Origin of the sequence: Amycolatopsis sp. NPDC026612 (assembly GCF_040638285.1) — a bacterium.
Classification (GTDB): domain Bacteria; phylum Actinomycetota; class Actinomycetes; order Mycobacteriales; family Pseudonocardiaceae; genus Amycolatopsis.
In genome coordinates this window covers 41,428-62,991 of sequence record NZ_JBEZYB010000043.1, presented here as the reverse complement: position 1 = coordinate 62,991, position 21,564 = coordinate 41,428, and the positions used below count along the sequence as shown (strand labels likewise).

24 protein-coding genes are annotated in these 21,564 nt (G+C 71.8%); 10 read left to right on the top strand and 14 right to left on the bottom strand.

From position 1 onward, the window contains the following. Nucleotides 1-97: 97 nt before the first annotated feature. Nucleotides 98-346, bottom strand: coding sequence for a hypothetical protein (locus tag AB0F15_RS30370; RefSeq protein WP_360277612.1), 249 nt, complete (start codon nt 344-346; stop codon nt 98-100). Nucleotides 347-431: 85 nt separating this feature from the next. Next, nucleotides 432-1,697, bottom strand: coding sequence for a helix-turn-helix domain-containing protein (locus AB0F15_RS30365; protein ID WP_360277609.1), 1,266 nt, complete (start codon nt 1,695-1,697; stop codon nt 432-434). 439 nt (nt 1,698-2,136) lie between these two features. On the opposite strand from AB0F15_RS30365, the gene AB0F15_RS30360 reads away from it, so the two are divergent. Then, the gene (locus AB0F15_RS30360; protein WP_360277607.1) at nt 2,137-2,562 is read left to right on the top strand and encodes a DoxX family protein; all 426 of its coding nucleotides are present in this window, start codon (nt 2,137-2,139) and stop codon (nt 2,560-2,562) included. On the opposite strand, the gene AB0F15_RS30355 is transcribed toward AB0F15_RS30360, so the two are convergent. Both AB0F15_RS30355 and AB0F15_RS30350 read right to left on the bottom strand, forming a co-directional pair. Then, entirely contained in the window at nt 2,559-3,077 is a 519-nt protein-coding gene (locus AB0F15_RS30355) for a VOC family protein (protein ID WP_360277605.1), read from the bottom strand. The genes AB0F15_RS30360 and AB0F15_RS30355 overlap by 4 nt on opposite strands. A 92-nt stretch (nt 3,078-3,169) precedes the next feature. Further along, entirely contained in the window at nt 3,170-3,805 is a 636-nt protein-coding gene (locus AB0F15_RS30350) for a helix-turn-helix domain-containing protein (RefSeq protein ID WP_360277602.1), read from the bottom strand. A gap of 50 nt (nt 3,806-3,855) precedes the next feature. Here AB0F15_RS30350 and AB0F15_RS30345 point away from each other — a divergent pair, with 50 nt between their 5' ends. The 3 genes from AB0F15_RS30345 to AB0F15_RS30335 all read left to right on the top strand — a co-directional run bounded on the left by AB0F15_RS30345 (nt 3,856) and on the right by AB0F15_RS30335 (nt 6,202). After that, nucleotides 3,856-4,311, top strand: a complete 456-nt coding sequence (locus tag AB0F15_RS30345; protein ID WP_360277599.1) for a nuclear transport factor 2 family protein — start codon at nt 3,856-3,858, stop codon at nt 4,309-4,311. Between the two features lie 408 nt (nt 4,312-4,719). Then, nucleotides 4,720-5,589: an alpha/beta fold hydrolase gene (locus AB0F15_RS30340; RefSeq protein ID WP_360277596.1), complete on the top strand. Its 870-nt coding sequence runs from the start codon at nt 4,720-4,722 to the stop codon at nt 5,587-5,589. 4 nt (nt 5,590-5,593) lie between these two features. Then, nucleotides 5,594-6,202, top strand: coding sequence for a TetR/AcrR family transcriptional regulator (locus tag AB0F15_RS30335; protein ID WP_360277594.1), 609 nt, complete (start codon nt 5,594-5,596; stop codon nt 6,200-6,202). On the opposite strand, the gene AB0F15_RS30330 is transcribed toward AB0F15_RS30335, so the two are convergent. The 5 genes from AB0F15_RS30330 to AB0F15_RS30310 form a co-directional block, all read right to left on the bottom strand. After that, nucleotides 6,180-6,725, bottom strand: a complete 546-nt coding sequence (locus AB0F15_RS30330; protein ID WP_360277591.1) for a dihydrofolate reductase family protein — start codon at nt 6,723-6,725, stop codon at nt 6,180-6,182. The genes AB0F15_RS30335 and AB0F15_RS30330 overlap by 23 nt on opposite strands. A gap of 104 nt (nt 6,726-6,829) precedes the next feature. Further along, nucleotides 6,830-7,951: a S1 family peptidase gene (locus tag AB0F15_RS30325; RefSeq protein WP_360277588.1), complete on the bottom strand. Its 1,122-nt coding sequence runs from the start codon at nt 7,949-7,951 to the stop codon at nt 6,830-6,832. 459 nt (nt 7,952-8,410) lie between these two features. After that, complete coding sequence (locus AB0F15_RS30320; RefSeq protein WP_360277585.1) at nt 8,411-8,740, bottom strand: hypothetical protein; 330 nt, start codon at nt 8,738-8,740, stop codon at nt 8,411-8,413. Between the two features lie 161 nt (nt 8,741-8,901). Beyond that, nucleotides 8,902-10,134, bottom strand: a complete 1,233-nt coding sequence (locus AB0F15_RS30315; protein ID WP_360277583.1) for a GGDEF domain-containing protein — start codon at nt 10,132-10,134, stop codon at nt 8,902-8,904. A gap of 110 nt (nt 10,135-10,244) precedes the next feature. Beyond that, the gene (locus tag AB0F15_RS30310; protein ID WP_360277580.1) at nt 10,245-11,957 is read right to left on the bottom strand and encodes a sulfatase; all 1,713 of its coding nucleotides are present in this window, start codon (nt 11,955-11,957) and stop codon (nt 10,245-10,247) included. A 467-nt stretch (nt 11,958-12,424) separates the two neighbouring features. On the opposite strand from AB0F15_RS30310, the gene AB0F15_RS30305 reads away from it, so the two are divergent. The 4 genes from AB0F15_RS30305 (at nt 12,425) to AB0F15_RS30290 (ending at nt 15,149) form a co-directional block, all read left to right on the top strand. Continuing rightward, nucleotides 12,425-12,619 (top strand): antitoxin, encoded by a 195-nt coding sequence (locus AB0F15_RS30305; RefSeq protein WP_360277577.1) that lies wholly within the window; start codon nt 12,425-12,427, stop codon nt 12,617-12,619. 75 nt (nt 12,620-12,694) lie between these two features. Then, the gene (locus AB0F15_RS30300) at nt 12,695-13,861 is read left to right on the top strand and encodes a VanZ family protein (RefSeq protein WP_360277575.1); all 1,167 of its coding nucleotides are present in this window, start codon (nt 12,695-12,697) and stop codon (nt 13,859-13,861) included. 211 nt (nt 13,862-14,072) lie between these two features. After that, entirely contained in the window at nt 14,073-14,471 is a 399-nt protein-coding gene (locus AB0F15_RS30295) for an ATP-binding protein (RefSeq protein WP_360277572.1), read from the top strand. A 300-nt stretch (nt 14,472-14,771) separates the two neighbouring features. Then, nucleotides 14,772-15,149: a MerR family transcriptional regulator gene (locus tag AB0F15_RS30290; RefSeq protein ID WP_360277569.1), complete on the top strand. Its 378-nt coding sequence runs from the start codon at nt 14,772-14,774 to the stop codon at nt 15,147-15,149. On the opposite strand, the gene AB0F15_RS30285 is transcribed toward AB0F15_RS30290, so the two are convergent. Continuing rightward, on the bottom strand, nt 15,146-17,209 hold the full coding sequence (locus AB0F15_RS30285; RefSeq protein ID WP_360277566.1) for an MMPL family transporter: 2,064 nt from the start codon (nt 17,207-17,209) through the stop codon (nt 15,146-15,148). The genes AB0F15_RS30290 and AB0F15_RS30285 overlap by 4 nt on opposite strands. Nucleotides 17,210-17,282: 73 nt before the next feature. On the opposite strand from AB0F15_RS30285, the gene AB0F15_RS30280 reads away from it, so the two are divergent. Together AB0F15_RS30280 and AB0F15_RS30275 are read left to right on the top strand one after the other, a co-directional pair. After that, nucleotides 17,283-17,717, top strand: coding sequence for a MarR family transcriptional regulator (locus AB0F15_RS30280; RefSeq protein ID WP_360277563.1), 435 nt, complete (start codon nt 17,283-17,285; stop codon nt 17,715-17,717). Between the two features lie 29 nt (nt 17,718-17,746). Then, the gene (locus AB0F15_RS30275) at nt 17,747-17,869 is read left to right on the top strand and encodes a hypothetical protein (protein ID WP_360277560.1); all 123 of its coding nucleotides are present in this window, start codon (nt 17,747-17,749) and stop codon (nt 17,867-17,869) included. A 517-nt stretch (nt 17,870-18,386) separates the two neighbouring features. Here AB0F15_RS30275 and AB0F15_RS30270 read toward each other — a convergent pair. From AB0F15_RS30270 to AB0F15_RS30255, 4 genes are all read right to left on the bottom strand, one after another. Further along, nucleotides 18,387-18,986, bottom strand: a complete 600-nt coding sequence (locus AB0F15_RS30270) for a DUF4360 domain-containing protein (RefSeq protein ID WP_360277557.1) — start codon at nt 18,984-18,986, stop codon at nt 18,387-18,389. Nucleotides 18,987-19,195: 209 nt separating this feature from the next. After that, nucleotides 19,196-20,062, bottom strand: a complete 867-nt coding sequence (locus AB0F15_RS30265; protein WP_360277554.1) for a spermidine synthase — start codon at nt 20,060-20,062, stop codon at nt 19,196-19,198. Then, nucleotides 20,062-20,421, bottom strand: a complete 360-nt coding sequence (gene speD / locus AB0F15_RS30260; RefSeq protein ID WP_360277551.1) for an adenosylmethionine decarboxylase — start codon at nt 20,419-20,421, stop codon at nt 20,062-20,064. Before speD ends, AB0F15_RS30265 begins: the two co-directional genes overlap by 1 nt. Beyond that, nucleotides 20,414-21,562, bottom strand: coding sequence for a type III PLP-dependent enzyme (locus AB0F15_RS30255; protein ID WP_360277548.1), 1,149 nt, complete (start codon nt 21,560-21,562; stop codon nt 20,414-20,416). Before AB0F15_RS30255 ends, speD begins: the two co-directional genes overlap by 8 nt. Nucleotides 21,563-21,564 lie beyond the last annotated feature (2 nt).

The window sequence follows — 21,564 nt, the reverse complement described above, 5'->3', positions numbered from 1 at the left end:
AATTTAAGCACCCCTTGTGGGGGGGGCCGGCGGGGGGGGGGGGGGGGGGGGGCGGGGGGCGGGGGGGGGGGCGCCCCCCCCCCCCGCCGCGCACGGCTCAGCCCGCGTTCGCCAGGAAGCCCTGTCCCGCCGGGGCACTGCGCACGAGGCACGCGTGGCACGGCATGCCGCGCAGCCCGTCCAGCACTTCGGCTTCGGCGGGGAAGATCGACTCGCCGCACAGCGCCGTCAGGTGCTCCGGCGCCGGGCCGGTCGGCACGGGGATCAGGTGGCAGACGCGTCTGCTTTCGCCGACGACCCCTCGGCGTAGCCGCACCAGCGCCAGCATTCCACCGTTCTCACCCATGGGAAAACGGTAGAGGCAGATCACCGCGCGGACTTCGTGCCGACGGCCCAACGATCTTGGACGCGGGTGGTCCGGGACACCAAAGTCACGCAGGGGAGAGCACCGCCGCGCCCAGCCGCCGGCACAGGGCGAGCGCCAGCTCCACGTCCAGCCGTCCCTCGGCGAGCCCGCGCGGCAGCAGCTCCTGCGCCTTGCGGACGCGGTACTGCACGGAGTTCTTGTGCATGGTCAGCTCGCCGGCCGCCGCGGTGTAGCTGCCACCGGAGGTGAGGAACACCCGCAGCGTTTCGCGCAGCCGTCCGCAGTTCTCGTCGTCGGCGGCCAGCGGCCCGAGCGTGCTCGCCACCCACAGCCGAGCCGCGTTCAGGTCGCTCGTCATCAGCGCCACGGTGCCGACCTCCCGGAAGGTCAGCACGTGGTCGCAGTGGTCCCCGGCGGCCAGCGCCAGCGCGTGCACCCGCCGCGCCTGCTGGTGGGTGTCCCGGAAGCCGCCGACCCCGGTGCCGGGGTCGCCGACGGTCACCCGCACCCCGCTTTCGGCTTCCGCGAGCGCCGCGTCGAGGTGCTCACGGCCGACCGACGCGCCCGGCGCGAGCGGGAGCCACACCCAGGCGCTGGCCTCGTCCCGGGGCACGAACAGCGGCCGCCCCTGCCCGCGGACGCGCTCGAACACCGCGCCCGCGACCGACTCCAGCAACGACAGCGGGTCGTCGGTGAAGGCCGCCGACGCGTGCCAGATGATCATCCCCACGTGGGTGCCGCGCAGGCGGTAACCGATCACCGCCTCGGCCGCGTCGACGTCGGGCGGGGCGCCGTTCTCCCCCAGCAGGTCCGCCACCTTCGCCGCCCGCGCCGCGCTGCGGTTGAGCAGCCAGCGGTCGCGTTCGTCCTGGTAGACGCCGACGAGCTGGCGGACGACCCGCGTGATGAACTCGTAGGCGACCCGCAGCAGCCGGCGCAGAATAGCCCCGAGCAGGGCCGCGTCGTCGACCAGCCGGGTGCACTCCTCGAACCCGAAGTCGAGCATCGCGGCCTGCCCGAGGTCGTACGCCCGGATCAGGTCGAACACCGGGGTGCCGCGCTGCGCCAGCCGGCGCGCGTACTCCATCGCCGCGGCCGGCGGCTCGACGGTCGCGGGGTCGATGCCGTGCCGGAAGATCTGCAGTGCGGTCTCGATGTTCTGGTACACGCTCGCCGACAGCAGGCTGACCATGCGCTCGTCGTCGTTGACCAGCTGCGGCAGATCGGTGGCGTACAGCTGGACCAGGTCACCGGTGAGTTCGCCCGCGCGGCCCTCGAGGGTGGCGGCGATCTGCCGGATGCGCTCCGAGACGACTTCTTCGTCCACCATGGAGCCACCTTAGGGGGTGCTGCCTCAAGCCGGTCGAGGAACTCGTCGATCAAGTCGACTGTCTCCTTCGGAGCGTGCGGCGCCGACGAGCCATAGCTCATTCGGGCGCGTCGAATGCGGCATTCGGATCCACGATTTTGTTAAGTGGCCCGTTAAGTCGACACATCGAAAGAATCGAAAAAATCCCGCCAGAACACACCGGTTCCACGCCGGCCCGAACCACCGGTCGAAGATCACCCGTACGGCCTATTTTCCCTGCCCCGCACGGATGCCGGACGACCGCCGCCGCAAGCTCGTAATTTTCGAAATCGACTTACACGACTCCGGAACCTTGTGGCAACTCCCCACGAGCGGTATATCTGAACCACCGAATTCGCAGCGGCCGGCCCCACCGCCGGCCGGTTCGATGCCGCCCTCTCCCCCGCTCACCGGAGGCACCATGCACCGTCTGGACCGGGCCCGCGAACACATCATCGGGCTCTATCGCATCGTCATCGGCTTCCTCTTCGCCTGCCACGGCCTCAAGACGCTGTTCGGCCTGTTCGGCGCGAAGTCCGCCACCCCCGTCGGGACCTGGCCGGGCTGGTGGGCCGCGGTCATCCAGCTCGTGTGCGGCGTACTCGTCTGCGTCGGCCTCGGCACCCGGGTCGCCGCGATCCTCGGCTCCGGCTCGATGGCCTACGCGTTCTTCGTCGTCCACCTGCCGAACGGGCTGCTCCCGATCCAGAACGGCGGCGAGGCGGCCGCGCTGTTCTGCTGGTCCCTGCTCCTCGTCGCGTTCGTCGGCCCGGGCCGCTTCGCGCTCGGCAACCTTCCCGTCCGGCAGCGCGCTTCGGAGCCGACCCGCGCGGGCGCCACGGTTTAGGAGGAGCGCGAGATCCCGACGCCGCTGCGTGCGTCGGGACCGTACTTCGCCAGCTCCTCCGCGAGGTCGAGCCGTCCGGTGGACGCGCTCTTCGCCCGGTCCTCCTCGGTGAGCAGTTCACGGGGGATGATCCAGACGACCTCGAACTCCAGCCCGCTGGGATCCTTGGCGTACAAGGACTTCGTGGTTCCGTGGTCGGACGAGCCGACCAGTGCGCCCGCTTCGGTGAGCCGGGCCGCGAGCCGCTCGAGGTCCCCGAGGGTGTCGACTTCCCACGCGAGGTGGTAGAGCCCCACCGACGTCCGCCCGGCGCCCGAGTCGGCGGCGTCGGCGCCGATCTCGAAGAGGCCGAGGTCGTGGTCGTTGGCCGACCCGGGTGCCCGCAGGAACGCCGCGCCGCGGTGCGCGTCACCGCCGTCGATGTACGCGAAGCCGAGCACGTCCCGGTAGAACGCCACGCTTTCGGCCAGGTCCCGGACGTAGAGCACGGCGTGGTTCAGCCGGAAGATCGACATCGGTGCTCCCGCGGTCTGCGCTGCGCGCGGTCGGCTCCGCGCGCCAAATGATTGAAGTTTCAACTTGAGGCTAGGCGCGAGCCCCGGGCCGGTCAAGCCAGCAGCGCCGACACCCAGAGCCGGCCGAGCCAGGCCGCATACCGCTCGTCCGGCCACTCGCGTCGTTCGACGAGCTGGTGCCACAGCGTCCCGTCCGTCGTGGACCACAGCACGTCCCGGCACTCCTCTTCGGCGACCGCCAGCTGCCCGGTGGCCGCGGCTGCCCGCGCGTGCCCGGCCATGCTCTCCAGCCGCTGGCGGTCGATCTCGCCGAGCATCGCGGCCGCCGCGGGCTCGCTCGCCGCCGCGCCGCGCACGGCGAGGTGCAGCCGCGCGGTCCGCCGCATGGTCGCGGTGTTGAAGACGGCGAACGCGGTGAGCCGGGCCCGCAGGTCGGACTCGGCGAGCACGGCCCGCATCTCCGGACGTGCCAGCAGCGGCACGTCCTGGTCGTCGCCGCCCACGGCCACGTCCCAGACGCGGTGCAGCAGCGCGGGCTTGTTCTTGAACGCCGCGTAGACCGTCTCGGGAGCGACCCCGGCCTCGGCGGCGACGTCGGCGATGGTCGTCCGGCCGTAACCGCGGGTGACGAACAGGTCGTGCGCCGCGCCCAGGATCCGCCGCCGGTTCTCCTTCGCCTGCTCCCGGCGCCGGCTCGAGTCATAAGGCCGCTTGACGGGATCGCTCATCCGATACATCCTCACTGCATTGAACACAGTACTACTGCATTGGAGTCATCATGCCAGCACCTGCCGACGCGTTCCTGGCCGACATGCTGCCGCGGCAGACCGCGGCCGAACGAGCCATGCACGAGGGCGACCCGGAACCGCGCGCCGCTCTGTGGTCACAGGCCGATCCGGTGAGCCTTTTCGGGGCCTGGCTGCCCATCCGCACCGGCTGGGCCGAGGTGAGCGAAGCGTTCAAGCGAGTGGCAGCCCAGTTCTCCGACCCGAGCGAGTACCGTTTCGAGGTCATCGCGGCCGGCGCGAGCGGCGACCTCGCCTACACCATCGGCTTCGAGCACAACACGGTGTCGATCAACGGCACACCCACGACGTACACCCTGCGCGCCACGCACGTGTACCGGCGCGAGAACGGCGCGTGGAAGATCGTCCACCGCCACGCCGACCGGCCGCCGGACGAACCCGAGCCGACGGAGAGGTTCGCGGAGACCCACTCTCGGTACCCCCGGTGACCAACCGGGCGACAAACCATCGACACCGCATCGAGGCCCTGGTCAGGACCCCCGGCGGTTCGTAGGGTGAGTCCACCGCAGGACACCGTGTCAGCTGTCCCGCGGGCGGTGATGCCCCCGGATCCGACCTTTCCCCGAAGCCAAGTCCCGGGGCATCACCGCGTCCCCCAGCACAACAATGACATCCCGGTCGCCCGCCTCGGGCTTGCCCATCGGCCACGGGACGTTCTCCCTCGCCCGCGGCCAAGACCTCGTGATCACCGCGATCCGCCCGACACCGGGTCGCGATGGAGGACTTCGCGATGGCCTTGCTGGACGAGGCGGAACGGCCGCACCACCACCGGACCACCCTTCACGGTCACCTCCTGACCGCTATACATACATACACCATGTATGTATTCTCGACGCATGCCGAACCGCAGCGAAACATTGGGGCGAGAGCATCGGGTCCGGGTACCGGCGGGCGAACTACGGTATTGCGAGCGGGGCACCGGAGCCCCGGTGGTGTTCGTCCACGGGGTGCTGACGAACGCCGAGCTGTGGCGGAAGGTCGTCCCCGACGTCGCCGCGGCCGGATTCCAGTGCCTGGCCCCGGATCTGCCGCTGGGCTCGCACGACATCCCGATGCGCGCGGACGCCGATCTCTCCCCCGTCGGCCAGGCCGACGTCATCGCCGACTTCCTCGACGCGCTGGACCTCCATGACGTCACGCTCGTCGCCAACGACACCGGCGGTGCGCTGACGCAGATCCTGCTCAGCCAGCGTCCGGAGCGGGTCGGCCGGGTCGTGCTCACGCCGTCCGACTGCTTCGAATACTTCTTCCCGCCGATCTTCAAGGCCCTGCCGCCGCTCGCCCGGATCCCCGGGTCGATGGCGGTGCTCGGCCAGCTCCTGCGGATCCGCGCCCTGTACGGGCTGCCGATCCTCTTCGGCTGGGTGGTCAAGCGGCCGCTGCCGGACGCCGTCGCGCAGGCGTACCTGGCGCCGCTGCGCAAGTCCGCCGGCGTCCGCCGGGACCTGCGGAAGCTGCTGCGGGAGGTGCACCCGCGGCACACGCTGGCCGCCGCCGAGGCCCTGCGGACGTTCGACCGGCCGGTCCTGCTCGCGTGGGCGCCGGAGGACAAGCTGTTCCCGATCCGGCTGGCCCACCGGCTCGCCGCTCTGCTGCCGAACGCGAAACTCGTGGAAGTACCGGACTCCTACACCTTCCTGCCGGAGGACCAGCCCGCGGTGCTGGCCCGCCACATCGTCGAGTTCACGGGCGTCATGGCAGATTAGGCGGGTGCGACGTACCCAGCAGGATCGTTCCGCCGGCACGAAGGCCGCCTTGGTCGCCGCCGCGCGCGAACTGTTCGCCGTCCGCGGCTACCAGGCCGTGCCGGCGGACGAAATCACCCGCGCCGCGGGCGTCACCCGCGGCGCGCTGTACCACCACTACGCCGACAAGCAGGGCTTGTTCCGCGCCGTCGTCGAGGAACTCGAACGCGAACTGACCGAAGAGGTCGCGGCCGCGTTCGCGGGCAGCGCGGACCCGCTGACCGGCATGGTGCAGGGTCTCGGCGTCTTCCTCGACGCCTGCCTGCGCGAGGAGGTCCGCCGCATCTCGCTCACCGACGCACCCACGGTGCTCGGTTGGGACGTCTGGCGCAAGATAGAAGCGGAGTACGGCCTCGGCCTGATCATCACCGTGCTGGAGCAGGCCAGGGCGGACGGGCTGATCGTGGAGACGCCCGTCCGCACCCTGGCGCAGCTGGTACTCAGCGCCGTGATGGAGGCGGCCAGGATGATCGCCGCGGCGGACGACCCGGCGCGCACCCGGGCCGAGGTCCAGCAGGTCCTCGGCGGTTGGCTCGCGAGCCTCCTGCGACCTAGCGCGTCCGGTACGTGCTGAGGATCGCGGCCCCGACCCGCGTCGTGGACACCAAGGCGAGATCCGCCGCGACGCCGTCGAAGAGCCGCCGGCCCGCGCCGGCCGAACTCGGGAAGACGAGCAGGCGGTACTCGTCGACGAGGCCGTGGCGGGCGAGGGTCTGCGCGATCCCGACCGAGCCGATGACGATCACGTCCCGTCCCTCGTGCTCGACCGCGTCGAGGAGATCTCCCTGCAGCAGGGTGGAGTTCTGCCACGCGGAGACGTCGTGCAGGGTCCGCGAGGCGACCAGTTTCGCCGCGGCGTTGAGCCGGTCGGGGAACTCGCCCGAGCGGCCGGGCCAGAGCTTCGCGAACAGCTCCCACGTGGTCCGGCCGAACAGCAGCACGCCGGTCTCCAGCAGGGATCCGAGCCGGAACTTGTCCCCGGCCACGGCCTCCGGACCGTGCCGGAAGGCCCAGCCGCCGGTGGCCGTGCCGCCGGAACCGTCCGGGTCCTCCACGACACCGTCCAGGGTGGTGAATTCGACGACGATCACGCTCATGACTGCTCCCGGTGACTTCTCGCCGCGCCCCGGTGGCGCGGCCGCACCGGTACCTACCGGCGGCGGCCGCCGGATTCATCGGCCGCCGCCGGCGTCCGGCGCCGCTACGCCGTCACGAGGGACAGGCCGTAGGTCTGCAGGATCTCGTTCACGGGCTGGAACCACGTCTCGCCACCGGAGCTGCAGTTGCCCCAGCCGCCGGACGTGACACCCTGCGCCTGGTCGCCGGTGATGAACGAGCCGCCGGAGTCACCGGGCTCCGCGCAGACGTTCGTGCGCGTCACCTGGTAGACGGCGCCCTGGGAGTAGTTGACCGTCTCGTTGAGCCCCTCCACGACACCGCAGTGCCAGTGCGTCGTCGAACCCGAGCGGCACACCGACGTGCCGACCGGCGCGACCCAGGACCCGCGGACGAGCGCGTCGCTCACGGTGCCCCAGCCGAGCACGACCGGTGCGGTCCACCAGCCGCCGCCGATGCGGATGAACGAATAGTCGTTGCCGGGGAAGGAAGATCCGGCGAAGGTGCCCATCCACGAGCCGTCCCAGCCGACGACCGAACTGCCCGCGCCGCCGCAGTGCCCGGCGCTGACGAACCCGCCCTGCACGGAGAAGCCGATCGAGCAGCGGGTGTTGCCGTTGATGTAGTACGGGTCGCCGCCGACGGTGCCGGCCGAGAACGGCTGGGCGGCCGGCGCGGTCGCCACGGTGACCGGGCCGGCCTTGGCCGCCCGGGCCAGGAAGGAGTCGACCTCGGCGCCGTGCGCGCCCGGCCGCAGGGTGACCACGACGCTGCCGGCCCGCGGGTCGGTGCGCCAGCCGCTGACGCCGGCCGGGGCGGACTCCGCCTTGGCCGACGCGTCTATCGCGGCCTTCGCGGCGTCCAGCTTCGCCGCGCTGACCCGGGCGGTGGTGGGTTCGGCCCCGGCCTGCCGGACGGCCGCGGCCGCGGCCGGGTCGGTCACGCCGACGACGAGCTTGCCCCGCGCCGGGTCGAACCACGCGCCGCCGAACGCGGCACCGGCGGCTTGCTGCGCGGCGGGCAGCACCCGGGCGGCGGACATTTCCTGGGCGAGCCGGGTCGAGGCCTGGGCGGCGGTGAGCCCGAGATCCCGCTGCATGGCGGCGAGCAGGCCGGGTGACGCCTGGGCGGGGGTGAGGGAGGCGGAGGCGAGTGACGCGGTGAGGACGGCGACGCCGCCGAGAGCGAGGGCGATTCTTCGACGCATGGGTACTCCTCCAAGGCCGGGGGAAAGAAACACACGTTCGCGAGTGTGCGGGCGACGCCGCCCGCAGGTCCAGATTTGTCCGGTCTTCTGTCCGGAATTCGCGAGGGTGAACACACCGTCCACTGTGGAGGAACTAGCGGAGATTACTGGCGCACAAGGGTTTCCTCGCGCACGACAACAGGGCGGACCGGCCACCGGCCCGCCCGCATCGCCACCCTTCTTCGCCGCGTTGCTTAAAGGTCTGAACCAAGTACAGCACGACCCCCGCGAGCGGCGGCCCGAACAGGAGTCGGCCGGGCAACGGACGTGCCCGGCCGCCCCTCGAGCCCCGGCGCCGACCCCGGTAGCCGCCCGTCACGGCGACGGAGGTCCGCCGGCCGGGAACGCCGGTCACGGAATCCGGACATGAAACCGCCCGGCCACCGGGAAAACCGGCGGCCGGGCGGTTTCGTGCCCGAATCAGATTTCGTCGATGTGGTACCCGACCACCTGGGCGGGAACGAACAGCGCCCCGGAGCACTCCGCGATCGCCGGGCCGAATCCGTAGGGCACCGGAAGACCGACCACCAGCCAGAACGCACTGCCGTTCGCACAGTGCGCGATCACGCGATACCCGTAGCCTTCACCGGGAAAACAGCTGATCGACACGCCCTGTCCGAACAGGATCCCGTAGCGCTCGCCGAAGCAGCCGGGTGGCGCGAAATCGCCGCCTGCCGCGACCGCCGGCCCGGCCGACAGGCCGAACAGGGAAAGCACAGCGATCGCGAAAACCGCCCATTTCCTACGCATGACCACTCCTCAGCGCCGAGAACCCGACATCACGAGCGTAGGAGTTTGCGAGAATTACCGGCAATTCATCGGGCCAGTGAATTGCGCACAGCAGAAAGTCACGGCGCTGCTCCATCCGGGCTAGCCCGCGACCCTGGACGGATGGCGGGCGACGTAATTCCTCACCGGCTCACGCAAACCCGGTTCCGCCCGGTGTTCTTCGCCTCGTACACCGCTTTGTCCGCGGCCCCGAGCACCTGGTCCACCCCGCTGCCCGCCGCCGGGTGCACAGCCACCCCGACCGACACCGACAAGCCTTCGATCCGCTTCGCGCCTTCGGCCACCTCGACGACCAGGCGCGCCACCGCGTCGCGGATCCGCTCGGCGACCCCTACCGCATGGGCCGGCCCCATCCCCGGCAGCAGCACGACGAACTCCTCGCCGCCGAACCGGCCGACCGCGTCGTAGATCCGCACTTCGCTCCGGACGGCCAGGGCGACCGCGCGCAGCACGTCGTCGCCCGCCAGGTGGCCGTGGGTGTCGTTGACGCGTTTGAAGTGGTCCACGTCGATCATCAGGATCCCGCACAGGCCGCGGTGGTGCCGCGCCCGGTCCAGCTCCGCCTCCGCCCGTGCCCGCCACTCCGAGATGGTGAGCAGCCCGGTCTTGTGGTCACGCGACTGCACTTCGAGCCTTCGCCCGAGCTCGCCCCGGCGCAGCAGCACGAGCGGCAGCACGAGCAGCGGCACCAGCCACGGCTGCGCGGTCAGCAGGACCGCGGCCACGGCCCCGAGGCACAGCGTGGCCGCGTCGAGCACGTTCTCCGAGGCGGATCCCGCGAGCGACAGCCACGGGCGAGCCGGCTCGTGGAGCTTGAACCCGATCATCACCAGCACGGTGTTGACCAGGAAGAACGTCAGGCCGGCGGCGAGCGTCGCGGCCACGCCCCGACTCGCGCCGAACAGGTCGGCGAAGGCCCGGGCGGCGAAGGCCGTGACGACGAACGTGGCCACCGAGCACGTCAACCGGTACGGTCGCGCCCCGGGAACGTCCGCCATCCGCAGCCACAGGTGGCCGTAGATCAGCACCGTCAGCACGGCCGCGAAGACGGGCGGGGTGGCCAGCGCCGCGGCGAAGATCCACACCGAGTTCACGCTGATGTGCGGGTTCCGCGCGAAGAACCGCTGCATCCGTTCGGCCTTGGCCGACAGCTCGGCCTGCAGCACCGCCGAGCCCAGCAGGATCGCGAAGAAGAGCCACTCCCGTCCCGTCGGTGGCGCCGACGGGACGGCGAACGCCAGCACGACGGCGCCGGCCTCCACCACCAGGTAGTACGGCAGGACCCCGGGCGGCGCGGTGCGCAGCCGGGTGCCCCGTGACGGGTGTGCGGCCGTGAAGTTCCCCTGCGGATCCACTTACCCTCCCGTGTCCGTGGATCGGCCGGGCTCCCCGCCCGGCACCACCACGATAGGCGCACCGGGCGGGCGGCGGAAGCCCACGGCACGGGAGTGTCCGAATTGGACGGTCAGCGGGCGAAGGCGGTGAGGAAGCGGTCGCGGAAGGAGTCCATCTTCCAGACCGGCGCCTGCGCGCCCGGGTGGAGGCCGTCCTGCCAGCCCCAGCCGGCGATCCGGTCCAGCACCTTCGGGTCCTTCGCCACGATGGTGATCGGCACGTCGTGGACGGCGCCCTGCGGGGTGACCACCGGCGGCTGGTGGTCGCCGAGGAACACCAGCACGAGGTCGTCGCCGCCGTAGTGCTGGACGAACGAGATCAGCGTCTTCAGGGAGTAGTCGGTCGCGTCGCGGTAGGCGTCCCGGATCTTCGCGGGGTCCTTCCAGACCGACTCGGGCGCTTCGCCCGCCGCGGGCATCGGCGCGAAGACCGAGCCGTCACCGACCTGGTTCCAGTCGACCAGCCAGGGCCGGGGCGACCAGGGCGCGTGGCTGGAGACGAGGTCGACCTCGGCCATCACCGGCTGCTGCCCCGCCTTCGCGAGCTCGTTGCGCTGCAGCATCGAAAAGGTGAACTGGTCCGGCATGGTCGCGTAGGCGAACCCGGGTCCGTGGTAACCGATGTTCCGCGCGTCGTAGTAGGCGTCCGGGTGGTAGAACTTCTGCCCTTCCGGCCAGTCCTTCGTGTGGGCGGGCACGTCCCACACGGTCCGCCAGCCTGCCCGCTGGAACGCCCCGCCGAGGGTCAGCCGGTCGCTGCCGAGGAGGTCGTTGTACCGCTGCTGGTTGTCGATCCACATCCCCGACTCCACCGTCGAGTGCGCCAGCCAGCTGCCGCCGCCGAACGTCGAGGACGACAGGAACGCGCTCTTCGCGCCGATGCCCGCCGCGCGCAGCTGGGCGGTGCCCGTGTCGAGCGTCGCGCCGATCTTCGGCGCGAAGTCCGGGTCGTCGAGCGCGATCCGCCCGTAGCTCTCCACGAACGTCAGCACGACGTTCTTCCCGCGCAGCCCGTTCAGCAGCCCCGCACCCGGGGTGGCCCGGAACGCGTCGTCGGCGGCCACCTCCCCGAACGGCCGCTGGTCGCGCAGGTCGGCACCCACCTGGCGCAGGTCGCCGTAGGCCAGCGCCGCAGCGCTCTGCGCGGCGACGGGCTGCCCCGGCGCGATCTCCACGCCGAGCACCGAGCAGACGATCCAGATCACCCCGAGCACGGCCACGACGCGGGTCGCCCCGGTCCGCCGACCGGCGGCGATCCGGCTCAGCCGCAGCATCGCGAGGACCATGAACACCACCACGGCCACCGCGAGCAGCCCGGCGCCGGCGAGCACGGCGACGGTGGCCGCGTCCCCGATCTGCCCGGCGAGGAACTCGACGCCGGCGTGGAAGAAGCTCCAGTCGTAGATCGGGTCGAACGGCTTCTCGAGGGTCGCGTAGAAGCCGGTGTCGAGGGCCTTCATCAGGGTGAGCAGCCCGAGGCCCAGCCCGACGACCACGGCGGCGACGCGCCGCGCCCGCGGGGGCAGGACCAGCATGAACGCGACGACGAGCAGGCCTTCCACCGGCACGCGCACGAGCGCCGTGGCGGAGAACGAGTTGAGGTCGTCCGGAGCGAGGAACCCGAACAGCACGAGCAGCGCGGCCAGCACGGTGAGGATCCGGCTCGCGACGACGTGCCGCCGACGACCGGGCCGCGGCAGCCCGAAGTCGGCCAGGGCCGCCCCCGGGACCGGGGTACGGCGGCGGGTGCGCCGCACCAGCGGCAGACCGATGTTCTCAACCATGGCGAGCCTCACGTCGTGGTGCACGGTGGGGACCGCCGGCCCCTGCGGCGGGGCGGCGGTCGTCACCGGATATACGGGCGACGGCGGCGCACGGTTCACCCCGCGGGGTCCCTCGGCCCGCGAACGGCCGGAGGGACTGCGCTTCCGGGACGATCCGGACGATCAGCCGCTCGGCGTCCGGTTCCGGCGCGGCTCGACGGGCCGCGGGCCGGCGAGCTCCGCCGCCACGACCATCGCTCCCGGCGCTCGTCCGGCGAACCCGCCGCGGGGGTCCGCGGTGATCGACCGGCCCCCGCACCGGAAGGAATCGCCGTTACCCGGACTCGCCGTCCTCAAACCCCGCGCACCGCGTTTCACCCGCGGTAACACCGGGATTCACCGGCTCAGGGGACGGGGCGTTGCGGGCCGGGGCCGTCGGTGTTCTCCTCGGGGGGTCCGAAGATCGGATTCCGAACGGAGGCCCATCGATGAATCTGTTCGACAAGGCGAAGGAAGCGCTCGGGCAGCACCCGGACCAGGCGGAGCAGGGCGTCGACAAGGCGGCCGAAGCCGCGAAGCAGCGCTTCGGCGACCACGCCGACAAGATCGACCAGGGCTCGGAGAAGGCGAAGGAGTTCCTGCGCAAGCAGGGCGGCGGCCGCCCGGACGCGCCGCCGCAGTGAGCCGCGGCCGGTGATCGCCCAGCCGTCCGGGGGACCCATGCTTCACGTCTCCCGCGGCTGGGTACCACCGGCTCCGTGGTCGCCACCTACCTCGTCCCCGTCCGGACCGCCCTCCTGCTCTTCCCGCTCGTCGTGCTGGCCGTCATGCTCCCGGCCGCCTTCGTCAGCTACCGCCGCCGCGGGCGCGCCGGCGGCTGGCCGACGGTCGTCTTCTACGCCTTCCTGTTCTACCTGCTGGCGATCGCCACGCAGACGGTCCTGCCGCTGCCCGCCGACCCGGCGTACTGCACGGGCCACACCTACGCCAGCTCCCCGCAGCTGCGGCCGTTCTACTTCGTCGAGGTGGTCTCCCAGCGGGCCCGCGGCCACTGGAGCCCCGGCGCGCTGCTGCACAACCCCGCGGTCTGGACGACGGCGCTCAACGTCGTGATGCTGGCGCCGCTCGGCTTCTACGTCCGGTACGCCCAGCGGATGCGGCTGGTGCCCGCGACCCTGATCGGCTTCGGGGTGTCGCTGTTCTTCGAACTGACGCAGCTGACCGGCCTGTGGTTCGTCTACCCGTGCCCGTACCGGCTCTTCAGCGTCGACGACCTGCTGCTCAACACCGCGGGCGTCGTCGCGGGCTGGCTGCTGGCCGGTCCGCTCGGGCGGCTGCTCCCCTCGCCGGAACCGGAGCACGACCGGCGCCGCTACGCCGCCAAGGTGACCTTCACCCGGCGGCTGTTCGCGCTGGCCACCGACCTGCTCGGGTTCGCCGCGCTGCTCGGGTTCCTCTTCGGCCTGCTGACCCTGTTCGGCGAGGACCTGCGCCACCGCGACACGCCGGTCGTCATCCTCGCCCTCGTGTGGTTCGTGGTGCTGCCCGCCGTGACCGGGTCGACGCCCGGCAAGCGGGCGATGCTCCTGCGGGTGGCGCGCCGGGGCGGCCGCCGGGCCGGACCGATCGCGCTGCTGGTCCGCAACGGCGTCCTGCTCTCGCCGCTGTGGCTCGCCTGGCTGCTGCTCGACCTGGACCGCTGGGACCTGGGAAGCCACCCCGAACAGCTGCTCCTGCCCGTCGCGCTGGCCGCGTCGGTGTTCGTCGTCGGCATCTGGACGCCGCTGGCGGTGCTGCTCGACGTCGAGCACCGGGCGCCCTACGAACGGCTGACCCGCACCGTCAACGTCGCGGTCGTGCCCCCGGCCCCCGCGGAACCGGTACCGGCGCCCACCCGGCCCGCGGAAGTCCTTAAAGGACGGTGAACGGGCACCACGCTGCCCGGCGCCGGCGGCGCTGGTAGATTCGCGCGGAACGGGGTGAGGCGCCGTCCGGGCAGCGGATGCCCGCTCGAATCGGTCGAATTTGCCGAGGTGTGACATGACGACCTCCGAAATCCGTGTCGGCGGGCCCGATTCCGGGCATGAAGAAGGGGAAGGCCTCCCCGCGGGGTCCGGCACGGCGAAGGAGGCGGACGTGAAACTCCGAATGACCCGGCACGAACTCGGCATCTCCCCCGAGCTCTCCGAACTGGCCCGGGTCCGCAGCTGGGTCCGCACAGTCCTGCGCGGCTTCCCGGCGAACGTCGTCAGCACGGCGGTCATGGTGGTCGACGAGCTGACGTCGAACGCGCTGCGCCACGGCCGCGCCCCCTACTACGTCCGCCTGCTGCCGGGCGCCGCCAAGCTGCGGATCGAGGTCGACGACAGCGCGGACGAACCCGCCCGGCGCCGGGCGGGCGGCGACCGCGGCGGCCGCGGGCTCCTGCTGGTGGAGCGCTGCGCCGCGGCCTGGGGCCAGCTGCGCCGTCCCCGCGGCAAGACGCTGTGGGCCGAGCTGATCACCGACCCGGAACCGGTGGGCGTCCGCGGCTGACCCCCGGCAGCCCTCGACCACCGACAGCGCAACGCAACCGCCCCAGCGCGACCACCCCCACCCCCGATCACCCGCAGCGCAGCGGGCACCGGCACTCTCGCGCCCGCCGTGGCACTAGCCCCGGAGCCGGGCCAGTTCCCACGGGTCGTGCGCGCTGAACACCGTCACCTCGTCGCCGTGGCGCCGGACGAGCTCGCGCAACCGGGCCTGGTTCAGCCCGACGAGCCTCGGCACGCGCGCGGTCTTGTCCCCGCCGGTGTCGGTGGGGATGAACGCGAACGCCCCGCAGGAGGAGCCACCATGACCCTGCTCGACATCGCCGAGGTCGCCGAAAAGACCGGACTGGCGCCGTCGGCCCCGCGGTTCTACGAGAAGCGCGGGCTCGTCGAACCGGCCGGCCGCAACGGCCTGCGGCGCACGTACCACCCCGATGTCCTGCGCCGCCTCGACCTCGTGGCGTGCGCGCGGGGGGCCGGGTTCACGATCGCCGAGATCGCCCGGTTCCTCGTGGCGACCCCGAGCGACGCGGCCCTGCGCGAGCGGATGGCGGAGAAGGCGGCCGACCTCGACGAGAGCATCGACCGGCTCACCCGCATGCGGGACAGCCTGCGGCACGCGGCCACCTGCGACCACGTGCCGCTGGTCGAGTGCCCGGACTTCAAGCGGGCGATCTCCTAAGCACCCTTCCTGGCCAGTGCCGACGGCCACCAGATGCGGCGCCCGACGTCGACGGTCAGCGCGGGGACCAGCAACGATCGCACCAGCAGGGTGTCGAGCAGGACCCCGAAGGCGACGATGAACGCGATCTGCGCGAGGAACAGGATCGGGATCACCGCGAGCGCCGAGAACGTCGCGGCGAGCACCACCCCGGCCGAGGTGATCACCCCGCCGGTCAGCGCCAGCCCGCGCAGCGTCCCGTCCCGGGTGCCGCGGGTCAGTGCTTCCTCGCGGACGCGGGTCATCAGGAAGATGTTGTAGTCGATCCCCAGCGCCACCAGGAAGACGAACCCGAACAGCGGCACCACCGGGTCCGCGCCCGGGAACCCGAAGACGTGGTTGAACACGAGTGCGGAGACGCCCATCGTCGCCGCGAACGACAGCACCACCGTCGCGATCAGCAGCAGCGGCGCCAGCAACGACCGCAACAGCAACGCCAGCACCAGGAAGATCACCAGCAGCACGATCGGGATGATCAGCGCGCGGTCGCGCTTCGACGTCTGCTGGGTGTCCAGCTGGATCGCCGTCGGGCCGCCCACCTTCGCGTTCGCCTCCGGTACCGCGTGCACGGCGGCACGCAGCCTGCCCACGGTGGCGACCGCCGCCTCCGAGTCGGCCGGGTCGGTCAGCACGGACAGGATCTGCACCCGGCCGTTCACCACCTTGGGACGGCCGTCGGGGCCGGGCAGCGGGACGGACTGCGCCACTCCGTCCATTGTGGACGCCCGCAGCACCGCGGGCAGCGCGCCGGCGTCGGCGACCGTGACCGCGGGCGCGCTGAGGCCGCCCGGGAAGTGCCTGCCGAGGACGTCCTGGCCCGTCCCGGATTCGACCTGGGTGAGGAAGACGTCGGACTGCGCGGTCCCGGACGCCTTGAGCTGCGGCAGGAACGCCACGCCGATGCCGAGCACCAGCGCCGTCACCACCCAGACCGTGCGCGGACGGCGGCCCACCAGCCGCGCGACCCGGCCCCAGATCCCGGCGGTCTCGGGGTGCGGCGAGCCCAGCGCCGGCCGGAACGGCCAGAACGCGCCGCGCCCGCACAAGGCCAGCGCGGCGGGCAGGAACGTGGTGGACGCCAGCAGCGCGGCGCCGATGCCGATCGCCGCGACCGGGCCGAGTCCCTTGTTCGAGTTGAGGTCGCTGAACAGCAGGCACAGGACGCCGAGCACGACGGTGCCCGCCGAAGCGGTGATCGGTTCCAGCGTCGCGCGCCAAGCGAGTTTCAGGGCGTCGAACCGGCTCGGGGTGTCGCGCAGCTGTTCCCGGAACCGCGCGACGAGCAGCAGCGCGTAGTCGGTGGCCGCGCCGAAGACGAGGATCGAGAGGATGCCCTGGCTCTGGCCGTTGAGCGCGAGCACGTCGTGTTTCGCCAGCAGGTAGACGACGAGGCTGGCGAGCCCGAGCGCGAACACCGCCGAGAGCAGGACCAGGAACGGCAGCAGCGGGCTGCGGTACACCGCGAAGAGGATCAGTGCGACCACGCCACCGGCGACGAGCAGCAGGATGCCGTCGATGCCGCCGAACGCCTTGACCAGGTCGGCGATCTGGCCCGCCGGCCCGGTGACGAGCACGGTCAGCCCGGCGGGAGCGCCGCCGAGCCGGGCGCGAACCTCCTTGACGACGTCGGCGGGGTTGCCGTCGGCGAAGACCGGCACGGCGAGCTGCACGGCCTGGTCGTCCCGCGGGGCCCGCTGCGGCTCGCCGAGCGGGCCGGCCACCCCGGGCACGCCGCCCAGTTCCCGCGCTTTGGCCGCGAGGAACCGCCGGTCGTCGGCGGTCAGGCCGCTCGGGCGCTCGGCGACGACCGTCGCGGGCAGCACCTGCCGCGGGGTGAACGCCTTCTGCTCGTCGGAGACCTCGGTGGCCTCGGCCGACCGCGGCAGGAAGGCGGCGTTGTCGTTCTTCGCGACCTCGCTGAGCTTCCCGGCGAACGGCCCGCCGAACCCGCCCAGCCCGAGCCAGGCGATCACCAGGAGGGCAGGGATCAGCCAGCGGAGGCGGCGCGGGTTCTCGTTCATGGTCGCTAAGGTCCTTTCCAGCGCGAACACCCCATTTGTTCAGCAAGCTGAACATTCTGCACGACGACCCGGAGTGACGGTGAACACGATCCCCGAACCCGATCTGGGCAGCTGGCCCACCGGCCGGTTGCTGGCCGTGGCCGCACGGCTGGTGGAACAGCGCTGGGTGGCCGAGCTCGCCGGCCTGGGGCTCACCCACGCGGGGCTCATCGCGCTGCACACCCTGCGCGACGGCCCGCTCCCCCAGCGGGCGCTGGCCCAGCGCTGCCAGGTGACCGACCAGACGATGAGCCGCACGCTCGACCGCCTGACCAAGGCCGGTTTCGTCACCCGGGCCGCGGACCCGGCCGACGGTCGCCGTCAGCTGACCCGGCTGACCGCGCAGGGCCGGGCCGTCCACGAGGAAGCCGTCCGGGCCGAACCCGCCCTGCTCGGCGGCCTCGGCGAAGACGACTCGTTCCGCGCCGGGCTGCTGGCGCTGATCACCCGGCTGTCCACGGGCGATTAGGAGCCCGTGGGGCTGGGTAACTTTCTCCCATGTGGATCGCGGTGAGCACCCCAGTGGCCATCCTGATCGCTACCATGTTGATGGAGCGGTTCGAGCGCCGATGCAGCCTGGTGCCCGCCGCGGAGCCGGAACATCCTCCGGTCGGCGGCTGACGCCCGCCACCACCTCCCCTCTCCTGTGAGCCACGTCTCACTCTCTTCCCTGGAGAACCTCGCCGCCCTCGTCCACGACTGACTGGGCAGATCCGGCGCGGCGAGCACCGGGTTCAAGGGAGGAGAACACCATGCGTGGCACCACGAAACCCACCCGCACGGTCATCCCGAAGGGCGCGCGGGCCACCGTGCAGGTGAGTCCGAACCCCACCACCCACCAGGGCCAGGAAGTGACCATCACCGGGCACTGCGGTGGGGGCGCCGGGCTGAAATCCGTGCTCGGCGGGTTTCCCGACCGGCCGGCCCTGGAGAACATCCGGATCCTCGAGTCCGGTCCGGACCGGTTCGTGGCCGAAGCGAACGTGGCCGGACATCGGCAACGGCGTCGGGCCCGTGTTCGTCGACTGCGGTGGCGAGGCGGGCGTGACCTTGCTGGTCACCCACGTCTGAGGGGTACGGCAAACCCGCTCACCGGCTGGGTGCCGGTGAGCGGGCGCCGCGGCAATGGCCGCGAAATTCAGCAGGTCTTCCACGCGAAGTGGTAAATCGTGTCCACGCTCGCGTGTTCGGAATCCATTTCGATGTAACTCGAACCCGAGGAAGTACCCGCGTCGGTCCGCAGTTCCGCATTGATGTTCAGGTTGCGGCTCTCGCCGCACGGGGCGAACACCAGCTCGGCCACGTCGGCAGTGTCGGTGGCCCGCCACACACCGTGGAACGGGCCGGGGAAGGTGTGCCGCACACGAGCGGTCGGTGCCGTCCCGGTGAAGTAGTAGTTGGCCTGCTCGAGCGCGCTCGCTCCGCTCTCGATGTGCGCGAAGCCGCGGTACTCCGCCTCCGCGATCGCGTACGTGAACCCTTGCGGAACGTGGACGAGCACGTTGATCTGGCAGTTCTTCCGGCCTTCGAGCGCCGACACGCCTCCACCGGCCTTCGCGGTGAAGTTCGTGTAGTGCACCACGAACGACGTGTTGTCGGACGCGACGTCGGCGGACGCGGTGGCCGTGCCCGCCGGGCAGCCGGAGCCGTTGATGGTCTTGATGTCGAGCGTGATCTTTTCGGTCGGAGCCGACGCCGCCGGGGAATCGGCGGGGGCGACGAGGGCGGACAGAAGCATTGCGGCTACGACCGACATACCGAGCATGACGCTCCTCCAAATGGGCCACGGTGCCTGGTGGTGATGATGATCGCGCGCGGAGAGGATCGTAGCGCGATCGCAACCTTTTCGACGGCCACTGAACGGAGTAACACGAGATCCCGGACCACGGGAAATCCATTTCCCGCTATTTCACCTTTCCCCGGGCGAAATATTCGGAGAATCGAAGGTCAAGACCGGCCGGTGCCGTGGCGGAGCGAATACGGCGGGGTGCAGCCGCCGAGCAGCGCTTCGGCGTCCAGCGTCGCGGCCCCGCTCCCCCGCTCCGCGAACCGCCGGGCCACCAGCGCGCCCGGGTCCGCCACCCGGTCCGCGCGTCCGGACAGGAAGGCCCACTCGTGCTCGTCGGAACCGAAGTACAGCACCGTCCCGAACACCTCGCGAAACCGCCGCCACGACGCGCGCAGTGTCTCGTTGCGCCAGAGCGTCGGACAGCCCGCCTGGCAGGTCACCACCCCGCCGGGCGCCAGCAGGCGCGCACAACGTGAAAGAAAATCCGTGCCGTACAAGCGATTGTGCTGCGCAGCCGCGTCGGTGTTCTCGTCCGGGAGGTCGATCACGACCACGTCGTAGGTCTCGCCCCGGCTTTCGGCCGCGGCCAGGAACGCCCAACCATCCTCATAGGACACCCGGATCGGCCCGTCGCCGCGCTCGGCGCGCGCCAGATCGGCGGCGGTGTACCCGTAGGGCAGGTGCTCGGCGCAGGCGCGCACGGCCTGGGCGTCGATGTCGACGTGGTCGACGAGCGCGGCACCCGCGGCGACCGCCAGCTCGCTCGCGACGCCCTCGCTCGACCCGATGACGAGCACCCGCCGCACCTGCTCCGCCAGCAGCAGGGCGGGCACCATCAGCGCTTCGTGGTAGACCAGCTGGCTCGCTTCCGTGCTCTGGCGCTCGCCGTCGCAAAACAGCGAAACTCCTTGTGCGGTCTTGCCGATCAGCACATCCTGGTAGGGCGTGCGCGCCTGGAACCGCACGTCATCGACCTCCCAGACGCGGGTGAGGCCGTCGCCGACCGGTTCGTGGATCAAGGGCATCAGGGTTCTCCCCGGTGAAGGACCGACAGGTGGACCGAAGCGGCGTTCAGCGACGTGGCCAGCAACCGCAGGGCGTGCTCGGGATCGGCGCGTTCCCCGCAGGTGAACACGTCGGCGAAGAGCGACCCGTGCTCCGGGTACGTGTGCACGGAGGCGTGCGACTCGGCCAGCAGCGCGATCACCGTCGCACCCTGCGGGGCGAACCGCTGCGCCACGACGTCGAGGACCGTCGCGCCCGCCTGCGTCACCGCCGCCCGGAGCAGCTCCCCGAGCCGCACCGGGTCGTCGAGCAGGCCAGGGTCGACGCCGTGCAGCTCGGCGAGCACGTGCCGGCCGGTGAACCGGCCGACCTCAGACATCGCCCCACCGCCCGACGCAGTGGGTGCGCAGCGGCTCGATCCCGTTGAACCCCACCGACGCGTAGCTGGCGGTGTAGGCCCCGGTGCCCGGCAGGTCGAGCCGGTCACCGGTCCGCAGCGCCGTCGGCAGCTCGTACGGCGTCCGCTGGTAGAGCACGTCGTCGCCGTCACAGGTGGGCCCGGCGAGCACCACCGGACCGGCCGGGCCGTCGTGCTCGCCGACCGGTTCGAAGCGGTAGGCGATCGCTTCGTTTTCGGCCTCGGCGAGCCCGTTGTAGCGGCCGATGTCGAGGTACACCCAGCGCCGCTCGTCGCGGTGCGCCACCAGGACCACCTCGGTCCGCAGCAGGCCGGCGTCGGCGACGAGCACCCGGCCGGGCTCCAGCAGCACGTCCGGCCGCCCGGCCGGGAAGGACGCGTCCAGGGCCGCCGTGATCGTCGCCGCGTAGGCGGCCAACGGCGGGACGGCCGTGCGGTGGGCGGTCGCGAAGCCACCGCCGAGGTTGAGCCGCGTCATCGTGACGCCGTGCGCTTCGGCTTCGCCGAACAGCTTCGCCGCCGTGGCGATGCCGATCTCCCAGGCGGCGAGCGCCGGCTGCTGCGAGCCGACGTGGAAGGCGATGCCGGGCCGCAGGCCCAGTGCGGCCGCCCGCAGCACCAGGTCGAGGGCTTCGGCCGGGGCGCAGCCGAACTTCCGGCCGAAGGGGGTCGCCGAGTCCGGCGCGTCGAGCACGACGCGGATCGACACGGCCGAACCCGGCGCGTACCGGCCCAGGTGGTCGACATCGGCGGGCGCGTCGGAGGTGAACTCCCGGACACCGCGCTCGAACGCGAAGGCGATGTCCCGCGGTTTCTTGATCGGGTTGCCGTAGGCGAGGTCCGCCGGATCGGCGCCGCGCCCGAGGCACAGCGCGACCTCGGCCGGCCCGGCGACGTCGAAGCCGATCCCGGCCGCCACCAGCGCGTCGAGCACCGGCGGCGCCGGGTTGGCCTTGACCGCGTACCGGATCAGCGCGCCGGGGAAGGCCGCGCCGAACTCCCGCGCCCGGGCGGCGACGACGTCGGTGTCGACGACCAGGCACGGCGTCGGCGGGTCACGCTCCTCGAGGAAGCGGCGGATCCGGGTGAAGTCGGCGCACACGG

Bases quoted from the DNA above. Each gene is read 5' to 3' on its own strand.
- AB0F15_RS30370 (WP_360277612.1), bottom strand. From the start codon at position 346: ATGGGTGAGAACGGTGGAATGCTGGCGCTGGTGCGGCTACGCCGAGGG.
- AB0F15_RS30365 (WP_360277609.1), bottom strand. From the start codon at position 1,697: ATGGTGGACGAAGAAGTCGTCTCGGAGCGCATCCGGCAGATCGCCGCC.
- AB0F15_RS30360 (WP_360277607.1), top strand. From the start codon at position 2,137: ATGCACCGTCTGGACCGGGCCCGCGAACACATCATCGGGCTCTATCGC.
- AB0F15_RS30355 (WP_360277605.1), bottom strand. From the start codon at position 3,077: ATGTCGATCTTCCGGCTGAACCACGCCGTGCTCTACGTCCGGGACCTG.
- AB0F15_RS30350 (WP_360277602.1), bottom strand. From the start codon at position 3,805: ATGAGCGATCCCGTCAAGCGGCCTTATGACTCGAGCCGGCGCCGGGAG.
- AB0F15_RS30345 (WP_360277599.1), top strand. From the start codon at position 3,856: ATGCCAGCACCTGCCGACGCGTTCCTGGCCGACATGCTGCCGCGGCAG.
- AB0F15_RS30340 (WP_360277596.1), top strand. From the start codon at position 4,720: ATGCCGAACCGCAGCGAAACATTGGGGCGAGAGCATCGGGTCCGGGTA.
- AB0F15_RS30330 (WP_360277591.1), bottom strand. From the start codon at position 6,725: ATGAGCGTGATCGTCGTCGAATTCACCACCCTGGACGGTGTCGTGGAG.
- AB0F15_RS30325 (WP_360277588.1), bottom strand. From the start codon at position 7,951: ATGCGTCGAAGAATCGCCCTCGCTCTCGGCGGCGTCGCCGTCCTCACC.
- AB0F15_RS30320 (WP_360277585.1), bottom strand. From the start codon at position 8,740: ATGCGTAGGAAATGGGCGGTTTTCGCGATCGCTGTGCTTTCCCTGTTC.
- AB0F15_RS30310 (WP_360277580.1), bottom strand. From the start codon at position 11,957: ATGGTTGAGAACATCGGTCTGCCGCTGGTGCGGCGCACCCGCCGCCGT.
- AB0F15_RS30305 (WP_360277577.1), top strand. From the start codon at position 12,425: ATGAATCTGTTCGACAAGGCGAAGGAAGCGCTCGGGCAGCACCCGGAC.
- AB0F15_RS30290 (WP_360277569.1), top strand. From the start codon at position 14,772: ATGACCCTGCTCGACATCGCCGAGGTCGCCGAAAAGACCGGACTGGCG.
- AB0F15_RS30285 (WP_360277566.1), bottom strand. From the start codon at position 17,209: ATGAACGAGAACCCGCGCCGCCTCCGCTGGCTGATCCCTGCCCTCCTG.
- AB0F15_RS30275 (WP_360277560.1), top strand. From the start codon at position 17,747: ATGTGGATCGCGGTGAGCACCCCAGTGGCCATCCTGATCGCTACCATG.
- AB0F15_RS30270 (WP_360277557.1), bottom strand. From the start codon at position 18,986: ATGCTTCTGTCCGCCCTCGTCGCCCCCGCCGATTCCCCGGCGGCGTCG.
- AB0F15_RS30265 (WP_360277554.1), bottom strand. From the start codon at position 20,062: ATGCCCTTGATCCACGAACCGGTCGGCGACGGCCTCACCCGCGTCTGG.
- speD (WP_360277551.1), bottom strand. From the start codon at position 20,421: ATGTCTGAGGTCGGCCGGTTCACCGGCCGGCACGTGCTCGCCGAGCTG.